Genomic DNA, 25,717 nt, shown 5'->3' on the forward strand with positions numbered 1-25,717 from the left:
CCGACGGATACCGCCCCTTCCCGTTGCCGACGCCGCAACCTTCGCTCCCTGCCGTGCGTCCAGCTGACGCGAGCCGAATGATTCCGCGGGCGAGCCGGTAGTCGGGGGCAATGTGACATCTGACGGCGGAGAGCACAGGCACGGTTTCACGGAGAGCGTGCGGCGGTTCTTCTGGCTGCCGCGGCAGGCCTCTCGTGATGCCGCCCCGGTCCGGCCCCTGGCGCGGGTCTGGTTCTTCGTGGTCGCGGCGGGGGCCGGTGCCGCCGCACTCGGCTGGGGGGACATGGTGGTGGTCGTGATGTTCGTCGGCACCGTGCAAGCCCTCCTCGACGACGTCGTCAAGGGGGTACGGCATCGCTGGCCGGCCTTCGTCGCCGCTCTGTCGGCGGGATGGTCCGCGGACAGGCTCTTCAGAGCCGTGGTATCCGCTCCCACCGATCCCGACTGGGCCGACTGGCCCGGTCTCGCGTGCGGAAGTCTGGCCGCCTTCGCGACCTTCGTGGCCATCACGCGTCTACCGGCCGACCCCCGGCGCGCGTGACGTTCAGCCGGGCGGGGGCACGGTTTCAGCTCACGAACTCCTCGGCCTTGTTCCAGTCGACGCCGAGTTCGGCCGTGAACCTCCGGGCCACCGGCAGGTCGGCGAGCGGGGCGATGAGGATGAGCCGCCCGTCCAGGGTGACCGAGCCGCCGCCGAGCCGGTCGCGGGCCTCCGCGTCCGCGAGCAGCGCGTCATGCAGACGGGTCCGGCTGACGCCGGGGGCCTGGAGGTTCACGGCCGACCTGGTCGACGTCGAACTCGCGTGAACGCTCGTAGGTGGCCTTCTTCAGGTCGCCGGACCAGAAGACGCCGTCCAGGAGGGCCGAGAAACCGGGCCTGGCACCGTTGGCGTGGACGAACTCGCGCACCTCGTGGTCGAAGCGCGTCAGGCGGGTGACGTTCTTCATGCGGTGATCAACGAGCCTTGGCCGACTTCGTCGCGTCACCGCCCGCGCCGCACCGCGGATCCGACCGTGGGCCCCGACCACGGCATCCGGCCACCTACACCGGGTACTCCGGTGCCTGGGTGCTCGGGCACCTCACCGCGAGGGCCGCGATGTCGTCGTTGAGCCTGCCGCCGCTGTAGTGCAGCAGGTCCTGGTGAAGCCGGTCGAGCAGCTCACGGGGCGGCTTCGGGCCCTGCCGCCGCATCCAGTCCGGGAGCGGGAAGAACTCGCCGGTGCGGCCCCGGGTCTCCGTTACGCCGTCGGTGTAGAGCAGTAGCTGGTCGCCCGGGGTGAAGGCGACGGTGTCGACGCAGTACTGGTCTCCGATGAGCGCCGCGAGGTGCAGGGGCGGCGAGGGAGTGGTGGGATCCAGGACGCGGATCTTCCCACGATGCGAGAGCAACGGCGGAGGGTGCCCACAGTTGAGAAGTCTGACGTGGCCGCCGCCGTGCGGGATCTCGGCGATGAGAGCGGTGGCGAAGCGCTCCGGCAGGTCCTGTGCCGGAAACGCGGCGCTGTGGCGGATGATGCTGATCTCCAGACGATGGATGACGCCTCTCAGGTCGGGCTCGTCGTACGCGGCCTCCCTGAAGCAGCTGATCACTGCCGAGGCCGCCCCCACCGCGGACAGGCCCTTGCCGCGTACGTCGCCGATGAGCAGCCGGACCCCGTACGGCGTGGCGGCGGCTTCATAGAAGTCGCCGCCGATCCTGGCCTGCTGTTGGGCCGCCAGATACAGCGACTCGATCTCGACGCCGTCCATGCGGTGCGGCAGAGGGCGCAGCAGTACCTTCTGGGCCGCGTCGGCGACGAGGCGGATGTGGAAGAGCACCTCCTCCCGCTGAAGTCGGACATGGCTCGCGTAGGCGGCCGCCAGGGTGACCGCGACGATCGCCGCCGCGGTGTACTGCGTGCCCAGGTCGGCGTAGACGAAGCTGAGGCTGATCATGACCAGCAGGCAGAACGTGCCCAGCAGGATCGTAGGGAGTACGGGCCACATCGCGGCGGCGAGGGCAGGGGCGGCGGGCAGGAGTCGGCTGACGGCGATCTCCCTCGGTGTGGAGAACGCCAGGCAGGTGATGAGGAGGGTGAGGACCACCGGTGACAGCGGGGCAGCTTCCCACCAGCCACCGCCGAGGGAACGACGGCGCCGCAGCCATCCGGACATGATCACAAAACGCATCATATCGGCCGAAGTGGATATCGAGCGGGGCACCGGGCGGTCAGGCCCGGCTCAGGGCCGTAGACGCACGGCGGGACGGCGGAACGGTGGCCCCGATCGTTCGCCGCGCATGAGTGTCGATCCCGATGACCGGCCTTGCTCCCCTTAATCGAACGGACTAGTCTGTTCGATTAAGGGAGGTGCCCGCACATGGCGACGCGCACGAGAAGGACGAACACGGTCGAGAAGATCTTGGACACGGCGGCCGACCTGTTCTATGCGAACGGCCTGCGGGGCGTCGGCGTGGACCAGGTGATCGCCGCCTCAGGGGTGGCGAAATCCACCCTCTACGTCCACTTCCGCACCAAGGACGAGCTGGTCGCGGCCTACCTGCGCAGAACCGACATATCCTGGCGCACCCAACTGGAGGCGGCCGCCGAGCGGGCGGGCGACGACGCGGCGGACCGGATCACCGGGCTCTTCGACGCACTGACGGACGCCTTCGACCGGCACGGCTTCTTCGGCTGCCCCTTCGTCAGTGCCGCAGTCGAGACCGCGCGCGACTCCGACGCCCGGGCCATCACCGTGCAGCACGTCGAACGCCGGCACACCTGGCTGACACAGCTCAGCACCGAGGCGGGTGCCGCCGACCCCGACTCCCTCGCCCGCCACCTCGGCCTCCTGATAGACGGCGCCCTCGCGTCCGGGCGGCTGCTCCAGGACCGCGCGGTGGTGGATCAGGCCAGATCCGCGGCCCGGCGCCTCCTCGACGACCACACCCGCCGCGACACGGCCGACGACCTCCCGTGACAGGCCACCGGGCACACCCCTGACCGCGACACGCCCCACGCCTCCGGCTCCGTACTCACGCACAACTTCCAGGAAGGAAGGCAGGGCCATGCGCGCAGCGATCCTCGAACAGTTCGGGGCACCCCTGGTACTCAAAGAGCTCCCCCGGCCCACCCCCGAACCGGGCGAGGTCCTGGTGAGGATCGCGGCCAGCGGAGTGAACCCGCTCGACCTCAAGATCCGGGCGGGGAAGGCCGCACACGCCCGGACCGTCCTGCCCGCCGTACTCGGCCTCGACCTCGCCGGTGTGGTCGAACAAGTCGGTACCGACGTCACCGGATTCGAAGTCGGCGACGAGGTCTACGGACTCACCGGCGGGGTCGGCGACCTCCAAGGCTCCCTCGCCCAGTACGCGGCGGTCGACGCCCGGTTGCTGGCCGTCAAACCCGCCGCCCTGACCCTGCGCGAAGCCGCCGCACTGCCTCTGGTCTTCATCACCGCGTGGGAGGGCCTGATCGACCGCGCCCGAGTCCGTCCCGGACACAAGGTCCTCATCCACGGCGGAGCCGGCGGCATCGGACACGTGGCCATCCAGATCGCGCGTGCCCACGGCGCCGACGTCTACGCCACCACCTCCCCCGCCCACGCCGAGACGGTCGCGCGCCTCGGCGCCACGCCCATCGACCGCACCGCGATGTCCGTGGCGGAGTACGTCGGCAAACACACCGGCGGCGAGGGCTTCGACATCGTCTTCGACACCGTCGGCGGTCCCGTGCTCGACGCCTCCTTCACGGCCGTGCGCACGTACACCGGCCACGTCGTCAGCGCACTCGGCTGGGGCACCCACGCCCTCGCTCCGCTCTCCTTCCGGGGCGCCACCTACTCCGGTGTGTTCACCCTCATGCCCATGCTCACCGGCAGTCACCGCGCGCACCACGGCGAGATCATGCGCGAGGCCACCGCCCTCGCCGACGCGGGCTCCCTGAAGCCACGGCTCGACCCACGCACCTTCACCCTCGACTCCGTCGCCGACGCACACGCGGCGGTCGAACAGGGCACCGCGGCGGGCAAGGTCGTGGTGGACATTGCCCAGGCTCCCGGCGGACCGTGAGTCGCGCTCCGTATTCCGCCTGTCGTGCTCCCGTACCTTCCCCGTCGAACGCTCGACCATGAGGAAAGGCATGAGGAAAGGCATGAGGAAAGGAATGGAGTAAGGATGGGACAGTGCGGCCGTATCGCTACACGAGAAGACGACCGGCGGCCCGACGCGATCCTCCGACGCGAGAACTTCCTTTCCGGCCGCGTGCGGCAGCGTTGTGGCCCTCCATACCTGGCGTCTTGAAGGTCTTGAAGGTCTTCAACGCGCCATGGCGACCGGACCATCAACTCTGCGAGCTCCTCGATAGTCAGCCGGTACCGTTCCGGAGCGCGTTGCAGAGAAGAGCACCCCGTGAATTACATAACGCAGCGACTGCGCTCTCCCACCGCTCCGACAGTCGACACCCCCGCGCGGGCAGCGGTCTCCGCAGGTGACTGCGGTCTGCTTCTCATCAGGCTTACGTTCGGCCTGCTCATGGCAGCACACGGTGCCCAGAAGCTCTTCGGGATATTCGGTGGCGACGGCCTCACCGCTACGGGCAGGGGATTCGCCGCGCTGGGGTACCGTCCCGGAAAGGTCTACGCCGCCATAGGCGGCGGCTCCGAATTCCTGGGCGGCATCGGCTTGGCTCTGGGGCTGTTCACACCGCTGGCGGCGGCTGCCGTGATCGGCGTGATGATCAATGCCATGGCGACCGTGAGCGGGGCGCATGGATTGTGGGACACCCAAGGCGGTGTGGAGTACAGCGTGTGTATCACCGTCACCGCACTCGCCGTGGCGGCCATCGGCCCCGGAAAGCTGGCCGTCGACCGTATTTTCCCGTGGGGCAGAGGAGGCTGGGCCGAAGCGGCCTTCGCTCTGTTCCTGGGCGGAATAGGCGCCGCGATCGTCCTCATCCTCTAACCATTGGCCAGTAGCCATTCGCCAGCCGCCAGCCATTCTCCAGCCGCACCACGGAGTCGTTCCGCGGATCATGCGGGAGGGCCAACCTCAGATCTCCCTGGGTCGGGAGCGGTGAGGTGGGCTTCGGCGTATCGGCGGAAGGCGGTCACGAGACGGCCGCGGTCGCCGGCGCGGGTGGCCAGCACGACGTGGCTGGGTTCGACACCCTCCAGCGGGATCGTGGTGAGGTCGGGGCGCAGGCCGTTGATGCGGGCGCCGGCCGGAACGATGGCCACGGCCTGCCCACCCGCGATGAGTTCGATCTTGTCCTCGACGGTCCCCTCGATGAGCGGACCGTCGGGTGCCGGGCGTCCGTCGGGCCGGGGGTCGACTCGCCAGAAGGCGTTCCACATCGGGTCGAGCGTCCGGGACAGGGGTTCGTCGGCGATGTCGTCGAGGGTGACCGATTTCTTGCCGACCAGGCGATGGTCGAGGGGCACCAGGAGCGCCCGGGGTTCGTCGTAGAGGACCGTGACGTGCAGTTCGTCGGTGGGAAACGGCAGCCGGGCCACCGCCACGTCCACCCGGTGATCGAGCAGCGCGGCCCGTGGTTCGTTCCAGGGCAGGTGGACGGAGCGCACCTCGGCGTCGGGGTGCCGCCGGCGCAACTCGCGCACCGCCGGAGTGACGATGATGTTCGCGATGTAGCCGATGGTGATCCGGGCGGGCTGGGCGGCGGCCCGGACACGTGCCGTGGCCTGGTGGGCGGAGCGCAGCAGTGCTGTGGCGAGCGGGAGGAAGACCTCTCCGGCCTCGGTGAGCCGACTGCCCTGCGGGGTGCGGTCCAGCAGTCGGGCGCCCACCAGCAGTTCGAGACGACTGATCTGCCGGCTCAGCGACGACGCGGTGAGGTGCAGGGCGGTGGCCGCGCGACCGAAGTGCCGGTGCTCGGCGACGACGGTGAAGCACCGCACCAACTTCAGGTCGAGGTCCTGGGCAGGTGGTGGCGAGTCGGACACCTCTGCAGCGTAGCCCCTCGCTCATCGGCGTATGCCCCAATGGCCGCCGCGAACTGCGGTGTTGCGCACAGCGGGATGCGTATGGCGAAACATTCATTGGACCTGGAGTGCACTGGGGTCACACAGTGGAATCACCGGTCGGACACCATCGAGCGCCGTGTCCGCCGGCAATCCGAGGAGGATGTTCATGGGGTCCACGGGGACCACTACCGTGATCGACGCGGCCCGCCGGGCCCTGGGGCCGGTCGGCGTGACCCTGCCGGTCTCCTTCACCACCCCCCTGTCCATCGATCTCCAGCGCGAGGCCGTTCACCGCCTGGAACGCGCCGGCTACCACGCCGTGTGGACCAACGAGGTCATCGGTGGCAAGGATGCCCTCGTCCAGCTGGCCGTGCTGCTGTCGGCAACGGAGCAGCTGGCGTTCGGCACCAGCGTCGCCAATATCTGGGCCCGGCAACCGCAGACCATGCACGGTGCGGCGGCCGTACTCGCCCAGGCCTATCCCGGCCGGTTCGTGCTCGGCCTCGGGGTCGGCCACCCGCAGCAGGCGGCCGACGTCGGCCAGGAGTTCGGCAGCCCGCTGGCCACCATGCGCGACTACGTGGAACGGATGGCCGCCCCGACCCAGACGCCCGCGCCCGACGTCGCCGTTCCCCGGATCATCGCCGCGAACGGTCCGAAGATGCTGGCGCTGGCCGGCGAGATCGCCGACGGAGCGCTGCCCGCCGTGCAGCCTCCCGAGTTCACCGCGCAGGCCCGGCAGGTGCTCGGCCCGGACAAGCTGCTGGTCGTGGGACTGTCCGTGGTCCCCGACAGCGACCGCGACCGGGCGCGGGCGATCGCACGGGAGCGGGTGTCGGCAGGCCTCGGCCAGCCGTCGTACGCCGCAGGGCTGGCCCGGCTGCGCTATTCGGACCAGGAGATCGCCGAGGTGAGTGACCGGCTGGTGGACGCGGTCATCGGCCACGGTGATCCGGCCGCGATCGCGGCCAAGGTGCGCGAGCACCTGGCCGCCGGCGCGGATCACGTGACGCTGCTGTCGCAGGTCGGCACCGACTTCTCGGTCGGCGTGGACCAGCTGGAGTGGCTCGCCCCGGCGCTGGTCGGCATTGACCGATCGGTGTGAACCGGCGTTGTCCGGCGGCCCGGTCCCGGTGCGCCTCGGACGTGCACCGGGGCGGCGCCGGCCGATACCGCCGTCAGCCCTTGAGCTTGAGGAGAATGCGGGCCAGTTCTTCGAGCTCGGCCGGGTCCAGCCTGTCCGCCAGGACCGGAGACAGGGTTTCACGGCGGGCGGCGTCCGCGCGCTCGAAGAGGTCACGGCCCTGCGGCGTGATGGTCACCTCGACGGATCTGGCGTCGCTGGCCGAAGGGGCGCGGGTGACCAGTTCGCGGGCCTGGAGGGCGTCGATCACCCGTGAGACCTGGCTTCGGCTGATCAACGCACAGGAGCCGAGATCGGTGGCCGACAGCGGCCCGTCCTGGTGGTAGAGCCAGAGCAGTACCTCGAACCAGGAGGCCGGCAGGCGGAACTCCTCCTCCAGTCGGGCGCTCGCGCGTGAGGTGAGGGCACTGCTCACCCCTACGAGGCGGTAGTACGCCTGGTCCTCGACAGGCAGTTCTGCCTGCTTGAGCCTGATGTCCGTCACCAGGCGAGTCTACCAATTTGCGTGCACGCACACACAACCCTAATATGTGTGTGTACACGCAACCATGGAGGTTCGTCATGAAGATCGCCCTCGTCACCGGCACGTCGACCGGCATCGGTCTGGAAACCGCCGTACTCGCCGCAAAGGCGGGCTACGAGGTCATCGCGACCATGCGGAACACCGACACGGCCGCGGCACTGCTCGAGCGGCTGCCCGACGCCGACGTCCGACAGCTCGACGTGACGGATCCGGACTCGGTCAGGGCCTGCGTCGACGGCGTGATCGCCGACCACGGACGGTTGGACGCGCTGATCAACAACGCCGGGGCCGGACACCTCGGCACCATCGAGCTGGAGAGCGTCGACGACGTCCGCGACGTCATGGAGGTCAACTTCTTCGGAGTCGTCCAGGTGACCAAGGCCGCGCTGCCGCACCTTCGCGCCGCCGAGGGGCGTCTGATCACGGTCACCAGCGTCGGAGGCGTCGTCGGCCAGCCGTTCAACGAGGCCTATTGCGCCGCCAAGTTCGCGGTCGAGGGCTGGATGGAGAGTCTCGCCCCGGTCGTCGGCAAGCTCGGTGTCGCGGTGAGTGTGATCGAGCCCGGCGCGGTGGCCACCGAATTCGTCGCGAACGTACGGGCCGACCGGGACGTCGAGGCCCTGGTCGCCGGAGCCGGGGACTACCAGTCGGTGATCAACGGCTATCTGGCCCGCACCCAGCAGGCGTTCTCCGCGGCGCAGTCGGCCCGGGAGTGCGCGGAGACCGTCGTGGGCGCTCTGACCGCCGCCGAGCCCCGGTTCCGCTACCAGAGCTCCGAGTCCGCGGCCGGCTTCACCGCGGTCAAGCTGGCCGACACCGACGGCTCGGCCGTACAGGCTCTGACCGCCTCCTGGCTCGGGGCGTGAGAGCTGCAGGTCGACGACCACCTTGCCCACGTCGGCTTCGGCGACCGCTCCAACATGCCGCCTCAGGGGCGGCGCGTCGCGTTCGGCGGACACCGGGAGCCGAAGGCGCCGTAGAAGCCCCGTCGGCCTGCGAGCTGGTATCCGGACATTCAAGCGGTGCGCCTCAGTTACGGCTTCCCCAAGTCATGATGCCTTCGTGGTGAGCTGGGCATGATGGGTACATGACGATGGCCTTGCGCGCCATGGCGCAACTGGCGAGTTGGCCGGACCTCACGGAGACACCGCCAAGCTGTGGCACGGGGCGGGCACTGAGCACGGTCCAGAACGAGATCGTCCACTTCCATACGGACCAAGACGTTGACCTGCACCTCACCGCCCGCGCCATCCGGCGTTTCGAAGACCACCTCAGGGGCGCGACCGCGTTCCGTCTGGTGCCCGGTTCGCCTTGGGTGACGACACGCCTCGAAGTCGAGACGGACATGGACCTGCTGTTGACCCTGGTGAGCCTCGCTCTTCAGGCCCATCAGGCGTGGCCGGTTTCCCGCGATACGCCGTCGGCCAAGTGTAATGATCAGCAGGACATGGCGCTTCCGCGTAACAATTCCAGCGGAAGCTGAGGAGCACATCTTTCAGGCAGGGGACGTCGTGGCTGTCGAGACGCGCGAGGAAGACGCCATCCGCGGAGTCGTCGAACGTCTCACGAGCGCCTACGACAAGACGTGTACGCCCGAACAGGTCGAAGCGGCTGTAGCCAAGGCACACACTGCCTTCAGTGAGCGGCCCGTGCGCGACTTCGTTCCGGTCCTGGTCGAACGCAAGGCGCGCGCCCTTTTGAACGAGGCCGCGGGCTGACTTCGCGCTTCGCACGGCGGGACGCATCCTTGTGGCGGGTCTCGAGCTGTTCGCCGAGAAGCGGTTCAGCGGGACCTCGAGGAGAGCACGTGGACGACCCGACCGGAGGAGAACTGTCCGTAGCCGGAGGGACGTTGCGGTAAGTGGCTTCGGTAGCGGCCCCCTCACGGCCATCGCCGCACACGGCATCACCGCTTCCGGGATGTCGTTCCGCGCGGTGGCCCGGCATCTGCCCGCCGAGTGGAGCATGTACGCGCGTGACCTACGCGGTCGTGGCGGCAGTGCCGCCGTGCCCGGCCCCTACGTCATCGGTCGGCACGCGGCCGATGTGTGCCGCGCCGCAGAGGAGTTCGGGCACGGCCGTCCGGTCGCGTTGACCGGGCAGTCGCTGGGCGCGTACGTCGCCCTGCGCGGTGCCGCCAACAGGCCCGAGCTCTTCGACCGGCTGCTGCTCATCGACGGCGGACCGCACCAAGCCCGAACCGACGCCCGCCCGGCCCCACCGCATGTCAGCCCGGGAGCAGTCGCTCACGCGTCCTTGCGCGTGCCGGGCTGATCGGAACTGCCGCCGAGGACGTTGTCGATGTAGGCCGCAAGCGACGAACGCAGGCCTTCGGGCGTCATCTTCTGATCGTCGATCAGGTGCGCCACGAGGTCGGCGCGGATGGCGGCCAGCAGGGCGTGGGCGGTGAAATCCGCGTTGTGGACGCCGGGCACCTGTTCCAGTGCCGCACGGAGGATCTCGTGCCACCAGCCGTAGTGCTCGGCCTGGTAGGGGCTGCTGAGCCCGGCGTCCTCCGCGGCCGTCATCAGGTTCCGGTTCTCGATCTTGAAGCGCAGGGAGGCATCGAGGAGGTCCAACACCCGCTGCCGCGATGAGGATCCGGCTGCGTCCTGCGCTTCCCGCACGGCTTGCTGCAGGGGGTCGAGGCGGGAGGCGATCACAGCGCCGATCAGGCCGGCGCGGTCGCCGAAGCGGCGGAAGAGGGTGCCCTTGCCCACACCCGCGGCCGCGGCGATGTCGTCCATCGACACGCTGTGGGGGCTGCTGCTGGCCGCGAAGAGGGCGTCGGCGGCAGCCAGGACGGCTTCTCGGTTGCGCAGGGCGTCCGCGCGTTCTGTGCGCTGGGCCACGGGGCCTCCTTGGTCTTCGGCCTGTCCCGGCCCCCGGGAATGATATGCGGTGGGTTCGCGTGAGTGGCGGCTCGCGCCCGGCCGCACCTCCCGCACCCAGGGGCGGCAGCCGAGCGTTCCGCCTGACGCGCAACGCGTCAGATCGTGTCGTCGAGCCAGTCGAAGATACGCGCAACCGCCAGACGGAGGGCACCCGGGTGGCAGTGGGCGTCGCCGCCTTCTTCCTCGGTGAAGCTGAGAAGCGTCTTCGGTGCGGTGAGGCGCCGGTACAGCTTGCGCGGATCGGATTCCTCGGCGGTGGAATAGAACAGGTCGTCGGTCGCCTCGCACACCAGCACGGGGCAGGTGATCTTCCCGGCACTCCCGTCCTTATACCGAAGCTGCATGATCCGGACGCTAACACCCACCACCGACAACCCCGACCCGATCAGCCGAACCCAGCCTCACCGGAACACTTCCGCACTGCCGCCATACGGGCAACACGGCCCGGACGAAGCATCCCCCGGCTCCGCCGGGCAGCCCTGCGGCCGCTCCGCGCCCACCCCGCCCCGCCCGGCACCGCAACACTCCGCGTCGCAGCCACAGGATGCACTCCACCCCCAGGCTGAACCCTGGAGCACTGCGCAAAGAGCCCGTGTACCGGACGTGATCGAAGGCCCAGCGCAGAATCGGGCTCCGCGCCCGGGCGTCGGCGATCAGGCGGTCCATTTCCTCGTCGTGCTCGGCTGCCGCGCGCCGGACGGCTTCTTCGTGCGGCAGCGGAAGGTGCGCGGTCAGGGCGGAGACGGCGTCGAAGACACCGTCGAGGGCGACGACGGCTGCCAGGCGCGGCTCGTAGGCGGCCGCGCGGGGCGCGAGGTAGCCGCCGAGACTGACGCCGAGCAGCGCGATGCGGGCGGGATCGACACCCGGGTCCCGGGTGAGGAAGTCCAGGACGGGACCGACCACGTTCTCCCAGTCCGGCCGGAAGGTCGGCCCGTCCCGGTGGATGGCTGCGGGCTGCCCTGGACCGTCGAACGTCAGGACGTGGTAGCCGCGTTCCTGTCCGCCGAGGGCGCCGGAGAAGTGCAGCTCCTCGGCGGCGCCGTCGAATCCGTTGTGCATCACCACGGCCGGCCTCGGGCCCTCGCCCGCCGCCCGGTAGAAGTAGCCGTGCAGCACGGTGTCCTCGTAGGGGATCTCCACGGGCGTGACGCCCGGGAAGTGGGCGATGGCGTCGCGGAAGCAGGAGACGCCGCGCTCGTAGGCGTGGTCGATGCGCGGGTCCTCGGGGTGGCCGTGGAGGAAGAACTCCGCCGCCCGGTAGTAGCTGGAGGCGCGCAGCAGTCCGTCGCGTGCGCTGACGGGATGGCTTCCGCGTGCCTCGGCCTCCAGGCGTTCGGCGGTGGAGAGCCAGGCGTCGTGCCAGCTCTCGTAGTCGCCGGGAGTGACGCGGGAGGCGGTGGCGATGACCTCGCCGACGTCCGAGCCGCCGTAGGCGGCGAGACCGAGGTTGCGCAGGGTCTCGAACCAGAAGGGTGGATCGTCATGGAACATCAGCTGTTTCATGACAACTCCCGTTCGGCGAAGGCGCGGAACGTGCCCGGGGGGCGACCGGTGAGGCGCTGGACGGTGTCCGAGGTACGGTCCTCCGCGCCGTCGGCGATGGCACGGTCCATGCCGGCCAGCATGGTGGCGAACTCGAGTGGTATCTCCGCCGCCCAGCGGTCGCGCAGCTGCTCGAACGTCAGATGCCGGTGCTCGACGCGTCGGCCGGTGACCTCGGTGATGATCGCGGCGACATCGTCGTAGCTCAGCGCCTGCGGCCCGGTCAGGATCAGGTCGGCATCGGGGGCCTGCTCGTCGGTCAGGGCGCGTACGGCGACGGCGGCGATGTCCTCCGCGTCGACGAACCCGACACGGCCGTCTCCCGTAGCCGTCAGGATGGCGCCGTCCTCGCGGATGCTGCGCGCGTGGGGGGTGAGGCCGGCGAAGTTCTGCATGAACCAGGACGGCCGCAGCACCGCCCACTGCTCGAACAGACCGGGCAGTGCCTGGTGGACCTGTCCCACCGCGGGACCGCCCGCGGGGATCGCCGATGAGCTGAGCAGCACCGCGCGGTGCACGCCCGCCGATCGGGCCTGACGGAGGAAGGGCAGCATGACCGCGGCCGGGTCCGAGGAGCCGATCGGCGGGATGAGGTAGACGCGGTCGACGCCGTCGAGGGCCTCACCGAAGGTCGCGGGCTCGTTCCAGTCGAAGCGGACAGCCTCCGCACCCTCCACCGGGGTGGCGCTTCGGCCGGCCGCCTTGACGCAGTGGCCCTCGGCGACCAGCCCGGCGACGACACGGCTACCGGTGGTGCCGGTGGCCCCGATGACCAAGGTGGCGCTGGGGGCGTGCATCAGTTGGCTCCTACGAAGTCGGCGCCGGGCTGCTGAACGGCGAGAGGGTTCCAGTAGTCGCGGTAGGAGGTGATGCGTCCGTCCCTGACCGTGACCACGGCGATGTAAGTCATGTCGAAGGGACTGTCGGTCTCGACCAGGCGGCCGACTCCGCGCATCTCCACCACGATCGTCTCGGGGACGGTGGTCTGGTGGATCGTCACGTCGGGGAAGTCGTGGATGTCCACGTGGTCGGGGTAGTGGCGCATGTAGTCCCCGACGGCTTCCCGGCCCTCCAACCGCTCCGGCCAGCCCTGGGGCGCGAAGGGGAACTCGAGGACGCCGGCCTCGTCCCACAGGGCCACCCAGCCGGGGATGTCCTTCTCCACCAGCAGTCGCAGACCGTGGCGGTAGAGCTCCGCGGCCGTCATTGGCATTGCCATGATCAAGGTTTCCGTTCTGCTCGAAGACACCCGAATGAAAGCGGACCGATAGTCCGTATACACTGGAGCATACGGACCGCCAGTCCGCTTCGCAAGCCTGAGCGCGACCGGTGACGCCGACGGGTCACGGAGGGGCGATACGGGGCGCCAGCGCGGCGGCATCGAGTCCCGACAGCTCCTGCAGCGACCGTCTGCGCGGTTCGATGCGGAAGAGGTACGTCACCAGGAAGCCGAGCGCGCTGGTGACCGCCACGCCGTAGAGCAACAGGCTCTCGCCGAGCCGCGCCAGGAGCACCGGGAACAGGAAGGTGCCCAGGGCCGCGCCCAACTTGCCGCACCCGGTGGCGAAGCCGTGGCCGGCGGCTCGCATTTCGGAGGGGAACACCTCGGCGGGCAGCGTGAAGGTGGTGGAGTTGGGGCCCAGGTTCATGAAGGTGTTGAACAGGGCGAACCCGACCACGACCATGGAGAGGTGGGCCTGCGGTCAGCCCGACAGCCCTCGTTCGCACTGGCCGGCGCCAACAGCACGTTCATCGCCGATGACATCGCCGCCACCAAGGGCACCGCTGCCAGCAGGGTGGGGGTGAAGATGCCCACGCCGTAGGTGGCGATGTCCATCAGGAACCAGGGCACCGCGGTGAAGATCGTGCGCGGCCTCCACCGTCGGGAGAACAGTTGCGGCTGGAGGAACGCACGGAACCCCTCCGGGGGACCCTCCTGGCGTTCCCGGTCGGCACCGGTCACCGTCACGGGTACACCTGCGAGTGCCCGACCGATCTCGCGGGCTTCCTCCTCACGTCCGTTCTGGGCGAGCCAGCGCGGACTCTCCGGCACCGCGCGCCGCAGCCACATGATCAGGAGGGCGGGCAGCACGCCGAAGCCCAGCATGATCCGCCAGGAGTCGACCTCCGGCCGGACGTTGAGGACCACGACACCGACCACCGCGCCGAGCAGGATCCCGGCCGCCTGCAGACTGAACGCGCCCACCAACCACCGCCCACGGTTCTTGGACGGCAGGATCTCGGCGAGGTAGCCGGCGGCGATGGGATAGTCGAGACCGACCGCCAGCCCCAGAGCGAATCTGAACGCCGCCAGCGACCAGGCGTCCCAGGCGAGGGTGCACAGCACCGAGAAGACGACGAACATCCACAGGTCCAGCCGGAAGATCCGGCTACGGCCGATCCGGTCCCCCAACGGCCCCAGCAGCGCGGCGCCGAACATCGCACCGACGATCGCGGCAACCGAGATCAGTCCCTGCAGCGCGGAGCCGACCGCGAAGTCCCTGGCGACCAGCGGATTGGCCACCCCGATGATGAAGAAGTCGAAGCCGTCCAGCAGGATGCCCAGTCCCGCCAGCAGCCAGAACCGGACATGGAACCGGGACATCGGCGCGCCGTCCAGCGCCTCACCCAGCGGCATTGCACGAAGAGCAGCATGGTCGATCGCCGTCGCGGAATCGGTCGACAAGACGTCCCTCACTCGAGCACGACATTCCAGGAATCCCCCGGGAGATCGTGCGGGAGCCGACCCGCCGCCACCATCGTCACGGACAGGTGGCGGACCGCGACGCTCGAACGGATTACCTCCTCTCCCCCATTCGACCGCCTGACATCCGCATGGCGGGGTCAACCCTCTGACCAGCGGGTTTCGTACAGGCGCGCCGAGGATTCTCATCACCCCGGGCATTCTCGTGAAGTTGGGGCGTTGTTCACCCGAACTCCGGGCGGCGGCCGGACAGTACGGCATCAATCCATGTCAGTCCCCCAAGGAGTTGCGCCTGATGCCGAGCACCACGCCCGCCGAGGTCCGTACCATCCCAGCGGGCGGCAGAACCGCACCACCCGGAGGCCACTCGCTGAGGTTGGACATCCAGGGGCTGCGCGCGGTGGCCGTCACACTCGTGGTGCTCTCCCACGCCGGGGTGCCTCAGGTCAGCGGCGGATACGTCGGGGTCGACGTCTTCTTCGTGATCTCCGGCTTCCTCATCACGTCCCTGCTGCTGCGCGAACTCGCCACCACGGGGCGCTTGTCGGTCCGCACCTTCTACGCCCGCCGTGCGCTGCGGCTGCTGCCCGCTTCGTCCCTGGTCATCGCGGTCACGCTGGCCGGGTCATGGCTGTTCCTGTCGAAGGCGCGGCTCGCCGAGTACGCGGGCGACGCCCTCGGCAGCGCGCTGTATGCGGTCAACTTCCGGCTGGCGGCGGCCGGTACGGACTATCTCGCCCAGCACAGTCCGCCTTCGCCGTTCCAGCACTTCTGGTCGCTCGCCGTGGAGGAGCAGTTCTACCTGGTGTGGCCGCTGCTCCTGCTGCTCAACTGGCGGGCCGCCCGCGGCCGGCGCCGACTGATCGCGCTGGTGCTCGGGGCGCTGTGCCTGGGGTCGTTCGTGGTCAGCGTCCTGGTGACGAACTCCTCGGAGCCCTGGGCGTACTTCGGCTCTCCCACCCGGGGCTGGGAGCTCGGCGTCGGCGCGCTGCTGGCGCTGGCCACGGCCCGGCTGGAACGGCTGCCCGCCGCCCTCGCGGCCCCGCTGACCTGGCTCGGCCTGGCCTGCGTCGCGCTGGCAGCGGTCTGGTACGACGACCAGACGCCCTTCCCGGGCTACCACGCCCTCCTGCCGGTCCTCGGCACCGCGCTCGTCCTGGCCGGCGGCTGCGCGCCCGCCTCGCACGGCGCGGGGTGGCTGCTCGGGCGGCGGCCGATGGTGTGGCTGGGCGGGCTCTCGTACGGCTGGTACCTGTGGCACTGGCCGCTGCTGGTCGTAGCCCCGGTGGCACTGGGCCGTACGGACGGCACTGCCGGGGTGCCGCTCGCGCTCGGGCTGTGCGCGGTCGCGCTGGGCCTGGCCTGGCTAACGCTGCGCCTCGTCGAGAACCCGGTCCGCTTCCACCGGGCGTTCCGGGGACGGCCGAACCGGGCCCTGGCGCTCGGCATCGGGCTGTCTGCGGGGGCGACGGTGCTGGCGCTGACGGCGGCGGCGGTCCCGCCGACGATCGAAGTCGGCGGCCCCGCGCCCGTACTGGCGCAGGAGCTGGCCGGCGCGCCGGACCCGCAGGCGCGGCTGGCCGAGCTCCTGGCCGCTTCCTCCGGCAGCCTGCCGAACAACCTCACCCCGGCCCTGCCGAAGGTGAAGTCCTCCCGGTCCGCGGTCTACCGGGACGGCTGCCACGTCGACTACGACAGCACGCGGAATCCGCCGTGCGTCTACGGCAACCGCGCGTCGTCCCGGACCGTCGTGCTCTTCGGCGACTCCCACGCGGCCCAGTGGTTCCCGGCTCTGCAGGGTCTCGCGACCGCGCGCGGATGGAAGCTGGTCTCACTGACGAAAGCCTCCTGCAAGGTCGCCGGCGTGACCATCATCAACCGCCACAAGCCGTACACGGCCTGCGACACCTGGCGTTCCCACGCCGTAGCGAGGATCAACGCCCTCCACCCTGCCCTGGTGGTCGTCTCCTCCTCGGACGCGGGCGACCCCGCCGAGCCCGCCGACGACACCCTGCGGCAGTGGACCACCGGCTTCGCGGACACCTTCCGGGACCTCGGAACCTCCGGCGCCCATGTGGTCGCCCTGCTCGACACCCCGTGGCCCAAGGGCGACCCGGTCGACTGCGCCGCCGACAACTCCCTGCAACTGCACGCCTGCGCGAACCACCTGCCGGACGCGATCCACGATGCGACCCGCCAGTCCGCCGTCCGCAACGCCGCCGCCGAGACCGGCACCACGGTCATCGACCCCCGACCCTGGGTCTGCGCGATCCGCACGGGCGTCTGCCCCGTCGTCGTCGGCAACACCGCCGTCTACCGCGACGAAAGCCACCTCTCCGAGGCCTACTCGGCGGCCCTCACCCCCGTCCTCGCCGACTCCTTGGACCGCCTCGTCGGTTCGTCCTGAGCACACGGGGCGATTGAAACCGTTCAATCGCCCCGTCCTCGGACGCGTCAGGCTCTACCGAAAGCGCCTGCCCACCCGGCAGCTCGGCAAGAAAATCCTGCACACTCATTGACCTCCATCCCGCATGCCCCTACGTTCACCGCCGTGAATCGATTCATCGCTTCTACGTGAGGGGCCCCAGTGATCAGCAGGAGGAACTTCCTGGCGGCATCAGCGGTCACCACGGCCGCGGCCGTCGCCGACACCGGATCAGCAGTGGCCGGGGCGGCGTCCGCACCAGCCCGAGCGGGTGCGCCACGCGGTGCCCTGCGCATCACCGCGCCCACCGTCGAGTACGTTCGGCACCCCCTGGGCCTCGACGCGCAACACCCACGGCTGAGCTGGCCGATGGCCTCGGACGAACCGGGGGTGCGCCAGAGCGCCTATCAGATCCGTGTCGCCTCCAGTGCGTCGAACCTCTCGCACCCGGATGTCTGGGACAGTGGGAAGGTCACCTCCGGTGAGTCCGTACTCGTGCCGTACGCGGGCCCCCAACTGAAGCCGCGGACGCGCTACTTCTGGTCCGTACGTGTCTGGGACGCCAAGGGCGACGCCTCCGCCTGGAGCGCGGCGGCATGGTGGGAGACGGGCCTCATGGGCGCCGCGCAGTGGTCGGCGGAATGGGTCTCGGCCCCTCCGGCTCTCACCGACGCACCCTCACTGGAAGGCAGCGCCTGGATCTGGTTCCCCGAGGGCGAGCCGGCCAACAGCGCGCCCGCTGCCACTCGTTGGTTCCGTCGCGCCTTCGATCTCCCGGACGGCGTCACGGCGGCGACCCTGGCCATCACCGCCGACAACGTGTACGCCGTTTCCGTGAACGGCACCGAGGTGGCCCGTACCGACCTGGCGACGGACAACGAGGGCTGGCGCCGGCCGGCCGTGATCGACGTCCTCGCGCAGGTGCGTTCCGGGAAGAACGTCCTCGCGGTCTCGGCGACCAACGCGACCGAGGGACCCGCCGGTCTGGTCGCCGTCCTCGTCCTGCACACGGCATCCGGCGAACAGCGGCTCGTCACCGACGACTCCTGGAGATCGACGGACAAGGAGCCCGCCGCCGACTGGCGCGCGGCGGACTTCGACGACAGCGGCTGGCCGGCGGCGAAGGAAGCCGCCGCCTGGGGAGCCGGGCCTTGGGGGCGGGTCGTCCCGGCGTCGTACGCGGCCAACCAGCTGCGCCACGAGTTCAGGCTCCCGGGCAAGAAGGTGGCCCGTGCCCGCCTGTACGCCACGGCTCTCGGCCTGTACGAAGCCCACCTCAACGGCCGCCGCGTGGGCCGCGATCAGCTCGCTCCCGGCTGGACGGACTACCGCGAACGCGTCCAGTACCAGACGTACGACGTCACCACGCTCCTGCGGCCCGGCGCCAACGCCGTCGGCGCGTACGTGGCTCCGGGCTGGTACGCGGGCAACGTCGGTATGTTCGGACCCCATCAGTACGGCGAACGCCCCGCGCTGCTGGCGCAGTTGGAGGTCGAGTACGCCGACGGGATGAGTGAGCGCATCGTCTCGGGCACGGACTGGCGGGCCGCGTCCGGACCGATCGTCTCCGCCGACCTGCTGGGCGGCGAGACGTACGACGCGCGCAAGGAGACCTCCGGCTGGACCTCACCCGGCTTCGACGACCGCACCTGGCTCGACGTCCACGCCGCGGGCGACACCGCCCCCGACCTGATCGTCGCGCAGGTGGACGGCCCGGTCCGGGTGGCCGGGGAACTCACGGCACGGACGGTGACCGAACCGGAGCCGGGCGTCTTCGTCTTCGATCTCGGCCAGAACATGGTCGGATCGGTGCGGCTGCGCGTCTCGGGCGAGGCGGGAACGACCGTACGTCTGAGGCATGCCGAGGTGCTCAACCCGGACGGCACCCTCTACACCGCGAATCTGCGCACCGCCGCGGCCACCGACACGTACACCCTCAAGGGTGGCGGCGAGGAGACGTACGAGCCGCGCTTCACCTTCCACGGATTCCGCTACGTCGAGGTGACCGGGTTCCCCGGCACTCCCCCGGCGACGGCCGTGACCGGCCGCGTCATGCACACCTCCGCGCCCTTCACCCTCGACTTCGAGACCGACGTCCCGATGCTCAACAAGCTGCACAGCAACATCACTTGGGGGCAGCGCGGTAACTTCCTGTCCGTCCCGACGGACACACCCGCGCGCGACGAGCGCCTGGGGTGGACGGGCGACATCAACGTCTTCGCGCCCACGGCGGCGTACACGATGGAATCGGCCCGCTTCCTCACCAAGTGGCTCGTGGACCTGCGCGACGCACAGACCCCGGAGGGCGCCTTCACGGACGTGGCACCCATGGTCGGCACGGTCGGCAACGGTGTCGCCGGCTGGGGCGACGCGGGCGTCACGGTCCCCTGGTCCCTGTACCAGGCGTACGGGGACCGACAGGTCCTGGACGATGCCTGGCCCTCCATCCAGGCCTGGCTGAAGTACCTGGAGAAGAACAGCGACCACCTGCTGCGGCCGGCCGGCGGGTACGGCGACTGGCTGAACGTCTCCGACGAGACCCCCAAGGACGTCATCGCCACCGCGTACTTCGCGTACAGCGCCGACCTCGCGGCTCGGACGGCCAAGGAGCTCGGCAAGGACTCCGCCCCCTACCTCGACCTGTTCGAGCGCGTCCGCGCCGCCTTCCAGAACGCCTACGTCACCGCCGACGGCAAGGTGAAGGGCGACACGCAGACGGCCTATGTCCTCGCCCTGTCGATGAACCTGTTGCCGGACGCGCTGCGCAAGGCGTCGGCCGACCGCCTCGTCGCGCTCATCGAGGCCAAGGACTGGCACCTTTCGACGGGCTTCCTCGGTACACCCCGGCTGCTGCCCGTCCTCACCGACACCGGCCACACCGACGTCGCCCACCGGCTGCTTCGGCAACGCTCCTTCCCCAGCTGGGGCTACCAGATCGACAAGGGCTCCACCACGATGTGGGAACGCTGGGACTCCATCCAGCCCGACGGCAGCTTCCAGACCCCGGCCATGAACTCCTTCAACCACTACGCGTACGGCTCGGTCGGCGAGTGGATGTACACCAACATCGCCGGCATCTCGGCGGGCCGGCCCGGCTACCGCGAGATCGTCATACGCCCCCGCCCGGGCGGCGACGTCACCACCGCCCGCGCGACGTTCACCTCCGGCTACGGCCCGGTCTCCACGCGGTGGCGGCTGCGATCCGGCGAGTTCGTCCTGAGTTGCGCCGTGCCTCCCAACACGACCGCGGAAGTGTGGGTCCCCGGGGAAGACCCGGACGCGGTGACCCACACCCACGCGACGTTTTTGCGGACAGAGGACGGCTACGTGGTGTACCAGGTCGGCTCCGGCGACCACCGTTTCACGACCTGGCGCGCACAGGGGGCTGCCCTCGGCCCCAGTCACCAGTAGTGGCGGCGACCACCGACAGCGTGTCCGGCCGCCCCGAGGATCCACAGGACGAGTCCGATGATCACAAGGATCACGCCGATCGTCCAAAGAATGCTGATGCCCGTGACGAAACCGACGACGAGCAGAATGATGCCGAGGACAAGCATTGCAACCTCCCGCAATGAGCCCCCCTCGTCACCTCCGTGTACCACCGCAGGGCAACTCCTAACGCGGTCGCGGCAGGCGATTAACGCGGTTGCGGCAGGCGATCGGGGAACCTCTCCGGCTTCTGCGGCGGGGGTGGGATCTTCGCGGGTACGAGTTCGGTGAGCAGGAGCGTACGGTCGTCCGCTCTCCGTCGTCGGTGGCCGACGTGCCGTGCAGCAGCCGTCGGCACAGGGACTCCAGGGTGTCCGGACCGGTGACGCGGTCGGGGTCGTGGCCGTCCGTGTCGAGAAGGGCGGCGAGGCGGGCGATGCCCTGGTCGATGTCGGTGTGGCGGGACTCGACCAGACCGTCGCTGTAGAGCAGGAGCAGCACCGGGTCGGGCACGTGCAGAACGGTGGGTTCGTACGTCCCCATGCCGAGTCCGAGGGGCAGGCCCGGGCTGGTGAGAGTGACCGGCCCGGTCCGTCCGCCCGGATCGCGGATCAGCGGGGGCGGATGGCCGGCTCCGACGAAGGTGCAGATGCGGCGCCTCGCGTCCCACTCGGCATACATGCACGTGGCGAAGGAAGCTCCCGGTGTGTCGCAGGCGAGCGCGTCGAGACGGTGCATCAACTCGGCCGGGGTGATGTCGAGTCCCGCCAGGGTACGGACGGCGGTGCGCAGCTGGATCATGGCGACGGCCGATTCCGGACCGTGTCCCATGGCGTCCCCGACGATCAGACTGACGCGGCCTCCCGACCGGGGCAGCACGTCGAACCAGTCACCGCCGATGATGTTGTCGCGCCCGGCGGGGAGGTAGCCGTGGGCGATACGGCATCCCTCGAACGCCTGCTCGGTGGCGGGGAGCAGGCTTCGGCGGATGGCCAGTGCCGTACGGCGCTCGCGTTCGTACCGGCGCGCGTTGTCCAGGGCCACACAGGCGCGCGCCGCCAGCGACTCCACGGCCTCGGCGTCGGGGGGCAGGAAGGGTGCCTGGTCCGGGCCGCGCGTGCAGGCGATGAATCCGACGGCGATACCGCGCAGATGCAGCGGGACGACGAGGAAGGAAGCCGTGCGCAGGAGGACGTCCATGCGGGCGTCGCCGCCACCGGAGGTGCTCAGCCGCGCGGACGTATGGGCGTCGACCGTGTCGAGCAGTTGCGTCTCGAGGGTGGCGATGGCACGTGTGTAGGGCGTCCCGCGCGGAAAGACGATGACCTCGCCGACCGGCAGCAGCCCCTCCCAGTCCTCGGGCGCGTCCGTTCCGATGCGCAGCGCCAGTCGGCGGCCCTCGATCTGCGGTGGTTCCGCGAAGGCGTACGCGTTCTCCTCCAGCCGCCAGCGCTCCAACAGGTAGACGGAGGCCGCGTCGCAGAACCCGGGCGTCAGCGCGTCGACGACATGGCTGCCGGTCAGGCGCAGGTCGAGTTCCGAGCCGATGGCGTCGGCCGCGGGGGAAAAGGCCGGCCGACGGGGTGAACGCGCGGTGGCGGGTTCGTCGTCCATGGGACAGTGCGCTTCGTTCCGCAGGGTTGTGCCTTTCCGGTGGGGCGCGGCCTCGGCAGCGTGGCCTGGGCATCGTCCCGCCACACATGGTCGGCAACTATATGATGGAGCGTCAAGATCAAGGACATGACAGGGAGTTGAGTTGGCCGACAACGACGGTCTCCCGCAGGGGATCGATCCCGACAAGGCGAGCGTTGCCCGGATGTACGACGCGATGCTCGGCGGACAGCACAATTTCCCCATAGACCGGGAGGCGTTGGCGGCCTTCACGGCGATCGACCCCCAGGTGCGCACGCTGGCGCGGGCCAATCGCGCCTTTCTCGGCCGGGCCGTGCGTTTTCTGGTCGAGGCCGGGGTACGGCAGTTCATCGACCTCGGATCGGGCATCCCTACACAGGGCAACGTGCACGAGGTGGCACAGGCGGCCAGCCCGGACGCCCGGGTGGTCTACGTGGACAGCGACCCGGTCGCCGTGGCCCACAGCGCCGCCCTGCTCGCCGACAATCCCGGCGCGGACATCGTCGACGCCGACATCCGCCGGCCGGCCGACGTCCTGTCGTCCCCGCAGGTACGGAAGCTGATCGACTTCGAGCAGCCCGTCGCGGTGCTGATGATCACGATCCTGCACTTCATCACGCCCGAGGAGAACCCCGCCGGCATCGTGGCCGCGTTCCGGGACGCCCTGCCCGAGGGGAGCTGGCTGGCGCTCACACACGCGACCAACCAGGATCGCCCGGACACGGCCGCCGCCGTGGGGCAGCTGTACCGGTCCAAGGCCACCTCCCCGGTCACCGCCCGCTCCCGCGGCGAGATCCGGGATCTCTTCGACGGCTTCGACCTCGTGGAGCCCGACCTGGTCTACGTACCCCTGTGGCGCCCGGCCCCGGACGACCACATCCCGGAGAACCCGTCGGAGTACTGGGTGTACGCGGGCGTCGGCCGCAAGCGTGCGTGACGGGGTCAGAGGCCAGGCGTCAGAGGCCAGGGGCCAGGGGTCAGAGGGGGTCCGACGACAGATCGCGACGTCGGTCGGACATCGGCGGCGTGTCTTTGTCACCGCCCTCCTGTGACGTCCGGTCGGTGGGAGGGGTCCACTCGGCGCTCGGATGGTTGGGGGCATGGGGACCGAGCACTTCGGCGACCGCCGCGAACACGTGTTGCCGGAGCGGGTCGGGAAGCGGGTCTCCGTTGACGGCGCCGACCAGGTCTTCGGCGACATGGTGGACTTTGGTGTTGGCGTGCTGGGACACCTCGACCAGTACGTTCCAGGCGTCGGCGGCGCTCAGGCCGAACGAGGCCATCAGGACTCCCCGGGCCAGATCGATGACCGGCCGGGTCTGCATGGCCCGTTTGAGCTGGACGACTTCGGTGCGCAGGTCCTGCTCGGCGTCGTCGCTCAACCCGTCCTCCTTGTGCGCTCGGTCGTTCTTGCCGGGATGCCTGTCACGGCCGTCGGCGGTCCGCCGATCGACCGCACAGGGGCTTCGCACAGGGAGCGCTGGAGTGGGTGCCCGGTGTCGATGTCACCGGAGATCGCGGAGGCCGCCCGCCCACCGGCCGAACGTGCCACGACCTTCAGAAGCGGGCAAAGGCCTTCGCTGCCGACCTGGACGGAGAGTGGACGTTCGTGCATGGCAGTCGCTCCTGAGGCATCCGCCTATTTCACTACTCCAAGCGTCGACCTTCGGATCCTCACACGTCAAGAGATACAGGAACTTTCTTTCACCCTTTTGAATGCGCGAATGCCGAGCCGTATCCTCGAGACATGGGTGAAGTAGCGCAGGGACATACCGGCTGGACCTTTCTCACCAACCACGCCCGAGTGCTGGCCGCGATCTCCAGGGATCAGGGAACCCGTATCCGCGACATCGCCGCACGGTGCCGGCTCACCGAGCGCGCCGTCCAGAAGATCATTTCCGATCTGGAGCAGGACGGCTATCTCACCCACATCCGCCAGGGCCGCTCGAACGTCTACCACATCGAACCGGGGACGATCCTCCGGCACCCGGCGGAGGCCGGGTTGAGCGTAGAAGGCCTACTGACCCTCCTCGACCAGCACGAGGCACGGCGCGACGGCAGGCCCGAGCGCGAGCAGCACTCGCTGGCGTTCGATCATTCCGCTCGGCCCGCGACGGACTGACCTCTGCGGCCGGAACGAGAACAGTGGCCAACCGGCATTTCGCCGGGGCCTGTTGAGGGAACCCGGCCTCTTGCGGTGTGCCCGGAGGACTACGTGACCGGCTACGTGTACAACTCCGCGGGCGGGCTCCGGAGTTGGGATCCCCGGGAGGTCAGATCTCGCAGCTGATCGCGACGTCCGTCCCCTGCTCGCCGTCGCAGTCGTCCCTACCGGTGTTGCCGTTGAGGAAATCGGCGTCGGGGCCGCCCCTGAGGATGTCGTCCCCGGCTCCTCCGTCGATCGAGTCGGTCCCGCCCACTCCCGGGACGCTCCGGGTGTTCTGGTCGATGTTGTCGCCGAACAGCAGGTCGTTGCCACCGCGCCCGTAGATCACATCGCGCCCGGCGGTCGCCCCGGTGGCGTCGCCCAGGGAACTGTCGCCGACGACGAGGAACTCCCCCGCGCTTCCTCCCGCGATCCGGTCGTTGCCCGAGCCGACCGCGGTGCCTCCGGAAGCGGAGTGGTCCCCGATCGCGATCGTGCCGCCGTCCTCGCCGAGGTCGATGACGTCGTCACCGCCGGCCCCACTCGCGTTCCCCGAGACGGCGACGCTGTCGCCCGTCGCGTCGCCCAACTCCCCGGGCCCCTCCAGGAGTACGTCGTCGCCGGCCCCCGAGGCGCCGAAGAATCCCAAGGCGTCCCCGATGAGGCTGTCGCTGCCGTCACCGCCCTCGAGATGGTCGTTCGCTCCTCCGGAAGCGATGTCGCCTTTGCTGTCACCGACCATGCTGTCATCTCCGGGCCCGCCGAACAGGCGGTCGGCCGCGGCACCGGCCGCGGCGCCCAGCTGAGCGGAGTTGTCACCCACCAGAGTGTCGTTCCCGGCACGACCGAACAGCAGGTCCCGGCCCGTGGCAGCGTTCACGGCCCCGGTGGCGCCGAAATTGTCACCGATCAGACTGTCGTCGCCGTCTCCGCCGTCGACGGAGTCGGCACCCGGTCCGCCGATGAGACGGTCGTCCCCGCCCAGACCGCAGATCAGGTCGTTGCCACCAAGGCCGTCGATGACATCGGCGCCCGCGGTACCGATGATCACGTCCGGCCCCGGTGTCCCGCTGGTGCCCGTGGTCGTCGCCGGTCGGCCGAAACAGGTGGGCACCCGCGCGGCGGCCTGCGCCTCCCCCGCTCCGACGAGGGCGGTCGCCGCGAGGACGACGGCACTGCAGGACAGGACGCCCAGACGCCCCGGTCTCTTCCGACGGTTCTCCGGCACGGATGCTCCACGGGGGTCGTCGCGATCACCTGACGCGGGATCCCTTCCAGGGCGCGTCGCCGGAGCAGCCCGGCAGGGGCCGTTTTCA

The 25,717-nt window shown here is 69.9% G+C and carries 28 protein-coding genes and 1 pseudogene; 13 read left to right on the forward strand and 16 right to left on the reverse strand.

The genetic code is table 11. The features are described 5' to 3' along the window. Positions 1-157 precede the first annotated feature (157 nt). A complete protein-coding gene (locus OG798_RS05260; RefSeq protein ID WP_267060530.1) occupies positions 158-541 on the forward strand; it encodes a hypothetical protein in 384 nt (127 codons plus the stop codon). Positions 542-566: 25 nt separating this feature from the next. Here the strand turns inward: OG798_RS05260 and OG798_RS05265 are convergent, their stop codons facing one another. From OG798_RS05265 to OG798_RS05275, 3 genes are all read right to left on the reverse strand, one after another. Continuing rightward, the gene (locus tag OG798_RS05265) at positions 567-776 is read right to left on the reverse strand and encodes a hypothetical protein (protein WP_267060531.1); all 210 of its coding nucleotides are present in this window, start codon (positions 774-776) and stop codon (positions 567-569) included. After that, the gene (locus tag OG798_RS05270; RefSeq protein ID WP_267060532.1) at positions 733-948 is read right to left on the reverse strand and encodes a hypothetical protein; all 216 of its coding nucleotides are present in this window, start codon (positions 946-948) and stop codon (positions 733-735) included. The genes OG798_RS05265 and OG798_RS05270 overlap by 44 nt, the downstream gene beginning before the upstream one ends. Before the next feature lie 94 nt (positions 949-1,042). Continuing rightward, complete coding sequence (locus OG798_RS05275; protein WP_413253508.1) at positions 1,043-2,161, reverse strand: PP2C family protein-serine/threonine phosphatase; 1,119 nt, start codon at positions 2,159-2,161, stop codon at positions 1,043-1,045. A gap of 198 nt (positions 2,162-2,359) precedes the next feature. Between OG798_RS05275 and OG798_RS05280 the strand changes: the two genes are divergently transcribed. From OG798_RS05280 to OG798_RS05290, 3 genes are all read left to right on the forward strand, one after another. Further along, the gene (locus OG798_RS05280; protein ID WP_267060533.1) at positions 2,360-2,959 is read left to right on the forward strand and encodes a TetR/AcrR family transcriptional regulator; all 600 of its coding nucleotides are present in this window, start codon (positions 2,360-2,362) and stop codon (positions 2,957-2,959) included. Positions 2,960-3,047: 88 nt separating this feature from the next. Continuing rightward, positions 3,048-4,049: a zinc-dependent alcohol dehydrogenase family protein gene (locus OG798_RS05285; RefSeq protein ID WP_267060534.1), complete on the forward strand. Its 1,002-nt coding sequence runs from the start codon at positions 3,048-3,050 to the stop codon at positions 4,047-4,049. A 360-nt stretch (positions 4,050-4,409) separates the two neighbouring features. Beyond that, entirely contained in the window at positions 4,410-4,940 is a 531-nt protein-coding gene (locus OG798_RS05290) for a DoxX family protein (RefSeq protein ID WP_328759985.1), read from the forward strand. A 68-nt stretch (positions 4,941-5,008) separates the two neighbouring features. Here the strand turns inward: OG798_RS05290 and OG798_RS05295 are convergent, their stop codons facing one another. Further along, positions 5,009-5,938, reverse strand: coding sequence for a LysR family transcriptional regulator (locus tag OG798_RS05295; RefSeq protein WP_267060535.1), 930 nt, complete (start codon positions 5,936-5,938; stop codon positions 5,009-5,011). A 187-nt stretch (positions 5,939-6,125) separates the two neighbouring features. Here OG798_RS05295 and OG798_RS05300 point away from each other — a divergent pair, with 187 nt between their 5' ends. After that, a complete protein-coding gene (locus OG798_RS05300) occupies positions 6,126-7,064 on the forward strand; it encodes a TIGR03620 family F420-dependent LLM class oxidoreductase (RefSeq protein ID WP_328756432.1) in 939 nt (312 codons plus the stop codon). Between the two features lie 73 nt (positions 7,065-7,137). Here OG798_RS05300 and OG798_RS05305 read toward each other — a convergent pair whose 3' ends face one another. Continuing rightward, positions 7,138-7,587 (reverse strand): MarR family winged helix-turn-helix transcriptional regulator, encoded by a 450-nt coding sequence (locus tag OG798_RS05305; protein WP_095856814.1) that lies wholly within the window; start codon positions 7,585-7,587, stop codon positions 7,138-7,140. Positions 7,588-7,664: 77 nt separating this feature from the next. Here OG798_RS05305 and OG798_RS05310 point away from each other — a divergent pair, with 77 nt between their 5' ends. The 4 genes from OG798_RS05310 to OG798_RS05325 all read left to right on the forward strand — a co-directional run bounded on the left by OG798_RS05310 (position 7,665) and on the right by OG798_RS05325 (position 9,900). Further along, the gene (locus OG798_RS05310; protein WP_328756433.1) at positions 7,665-8,492 is read left to right on the forward strand and encodes an SDR family oxidoreductase; all 828 of its coding nucleotides are present in this window, start codon (positions 7,665-7,667) and stop codon (positions 8,490-8,492) included. Positions 8,493-8,713: 221 nt separating this feature from the next. Next, positions 8,714-9,109 (forward strand): luciferase domain-containing protein, encoded by a 396-nt coding sequence (locus OG798_RS05315; protein ID WP_097226986.1) that lies wholly within the window; start codon positions 8,714-8,716, stop codon positions 9,107-9,109. Between the two features lie 28 nt (positions 9,110-9,137). Continuing rightward, positions 9,138-9,344, forward strand: a complete 207-nt coding sequence (locus OG798_RS05320) for a three-helix bundle dimerization domain-containing protein (protein WP_097226985.1) — start codon at positions 9,138-9,140, stop codon at positions 9,342-9,344. Between the two features lie 202 nt (positions 9,345-9,546). After that, positions 9,547-9,900 carry an alpha/beta fold hydrolase gene (locus OG798_RS05325; protein ID WP_267060538.1) on the forward strand — a complete coding sequence of 118 codons (354 nt, stop codon included), beginning with the start codon at positions 9,547-9,549 and terminating at the stop codon, positions 9,898-9,900. Here the strand turns inward: OG798_RS05325 and OG798_RS05330 are convergent. The 7 genes from OG798_RS05330 to OG798_RS05360 form a co-directional block, all read right to left on the reverse strand. Next, entirely contained in the window at positions 9,873-10,478 is a 606-nt protein-coding gene (locus tag OG798_RS05330) for a TetR/AcrR family transcriptional regulator (protein WP_121417563.1), read from the reverse strand. The two genes, OG798_RS05325 and OG798_RS05330, sit on opposite strands and share 28 nt — an antisense overlap. Positions 10,479-10,615: 137 nt before the next feature. Next, positions 10,616-10,864, reverse strand: a complete 249-nt coding sequence (locus OG798_RS05335; protein WP_143669760.1) for a hypothetical protein — start codon at positions 10,862-10,864, stop codon at positions 10,616-10,618. 10 nt (positions 10,865-10,874) lie between these two features. Next, the gene (locus OG798_RS05340; RefSeq protein ID WP_267060539.1) at positions 10,875-12,026 is read right to left on the reverse strand and encodes an alpha/beta hydrolase family protein; all 1,152 of its coding nucleotides are present in this window, start codon (positions 12,024-12,026) and stop codon (positions 10,875-10,877) included. Next, the gene (locus OG798_RS05345) at positions 12,023-12,862 is read right to left on the reverse strand and encodes an NmrA family NAD(P)-binding protein (protein ID WP_121417561.1); all 840 of its coding nucleotides are present in this window, start codon (positions 12,860-12,862) and stop codon (positions 12,023-12,025) included. The genes OG798_RS05340 and OG798_RS05345 overlap by 4 nt, the downstream gene beginning before the upstream one ends. Next, positions 12,862-13,284 (reverse strand): nuclear transport factor 2 family protein, encoded by a 423-nt coding sequence (locus tag OG798_RS05350; protein ID WP_328756434.1) that lies wholly within the window; start codon positions 13,282-13,284, stop codon positions 12,862-12,864. Before OG798_RS05350 ends, OG798_RS05345 begins: the two co-directional genes overlap by 1 nt. Before the next feature lie 124 nt (positions 13,285-13,408). Next, entirely contained in the window at positions 13,409-13,750 is a 342-nt protein-coding gene (locus tag OG798_RS05355) for an MFS transporter (protein WP_328756435.1), read from the reverse strand. After that, complete coding sequence (locus tag OG798_RS05360; RefSeq protein ID WP_328756436.1) at positions 13,711-14,703, reverse strand: MFS transporter; 993 nt, start codon at positions 14,701-14,703, stop codon at positions 13,711-13,713. The genes OG798_RS05355 and OG798_RS05360 overlap by 40 nt, the downstream gene beginning before the upstream one ends. Before the next feature lie 361 nt (positions 14,704-15,064). On the opposite strand from OG798_RS05360, the gene OG798_RS05365 reads away from it, so the two are divergent. Further along, on the forward strand, positions 15,065-17,176 hold the full coding sequence (locus OG798_RS05365; RefSeq protein ID WP_328756437.1) for an acyltransferase family protein: 2,112 nt from the start codon (positions 15,065-15,067) through the stop codon (positions 17,174-17,176). A 180-nt stretch (positions 17,177-17,356) separates the two neighbouring features. Further along, positions 17,357-20,605, forward strand: coding sequence for an alpha-L-rhamnosidase (locus OG798_RS05370; RefSeq protein ID WP_328756438.1), 3,249 nt, complete (start codon positions 17,357-17,359; stop codon positions 20,603-20,605). Here OG798_RS05370 and OG798_RS05375 read toward each other — a convergent pair. Then, positions 20,596-20,751, reverse strand: a complete 156-nt coding sequence (locus tag OG798_RS05375) for a DUF6131 family protein (RefSeq protein WP_095856802.1) — start codon at positions 20,749-20,751, stop codon at positions 20,596-20,598. The genes OG798_RS05370 and OG798_RS05375 overlap by 10 nt on opposite strands. 80 nt (positions 20,752-20,831) lie before the next feature. Further along, positions 20,832-22,237, reverse strand: a pseudogene (locus OG798_RS05380) (PP2C family protein-serine/threonine phosphatase). A gap of 142 nt (positions 22,238-22,379) precedes the next feature. Between OG798_RS05380 and OG798_RS05385 the strand changes: the two are divergent. Next, complete coding sequence (locus OG798_RS05385) at positions 22,380-23,192, forward strand: SAM-dependent methyltransferase (RefSeq protein ID WP_261690427.1); 813 nt, start codon at positions 22,380-22,382, stop codon at positions 23,190-23,192. Between the two features lie 40 nt (positions 23,193-23,232). On the opposite strand, the gene OG798_RS05390 is transcribed toward OG798_RS05385, so the two are convergent. Then, positions 23,233-23,637 (reverse strand): ANTAR domain-containing protein, encoded by a 405-nt coding sequence (locus OG798_RS05390; protein WP_257017054.1) that lies wholly within the window; start codon positions 23,635-23,637, stop codon positions 23,233-23,235. A 365-nt stretch (positions 23,638-24,002) separates the two neighbouring features. Here OG798_RS05390 and OG798_RS05395 point away from each other — a divergent pair, with 365 nt between their 5' ends. Next, positions 24,003-24,377: a helix-turn-helix transcriptional regulator gene (locus tag OG798_RS05395; RefSeq protein ID WP_121417553.1), complete on the forward strand. Its 375-nt coding sequence runs from the start codon at positions 24,003-24,005 to the stop codon at positions 24,375-24,377. A gap of 151 nt (positions 24,378-24,528) precedes the next feature. Here the strand turns inward: OG798_RS05395 and OG798_RS05400 are convergent, their stop codons facing one another. Next, a complete protein-coding gene (locus tag OG798_RS05400; protein ID WP_328756440.1) occupies positions 24,529-25,629 on the reverse strand; it encodes a calcium-binding protein in 1,101 nt (366 codons plus the stop codon). Between the last annotated feature and the right edge of the window lie 88 nt (positions 25,630-25,717).

The organism is Streptomyces sp. NBC_00271 (genome assembly GCF_036178845.1).
In the GTDB taxonomy this organism is placed as follows: domain Bacteria; phylum Actinomycetota; class Actinomycetes; order Streptomycetales; family Streptomycetaceae; genus Streptomyces.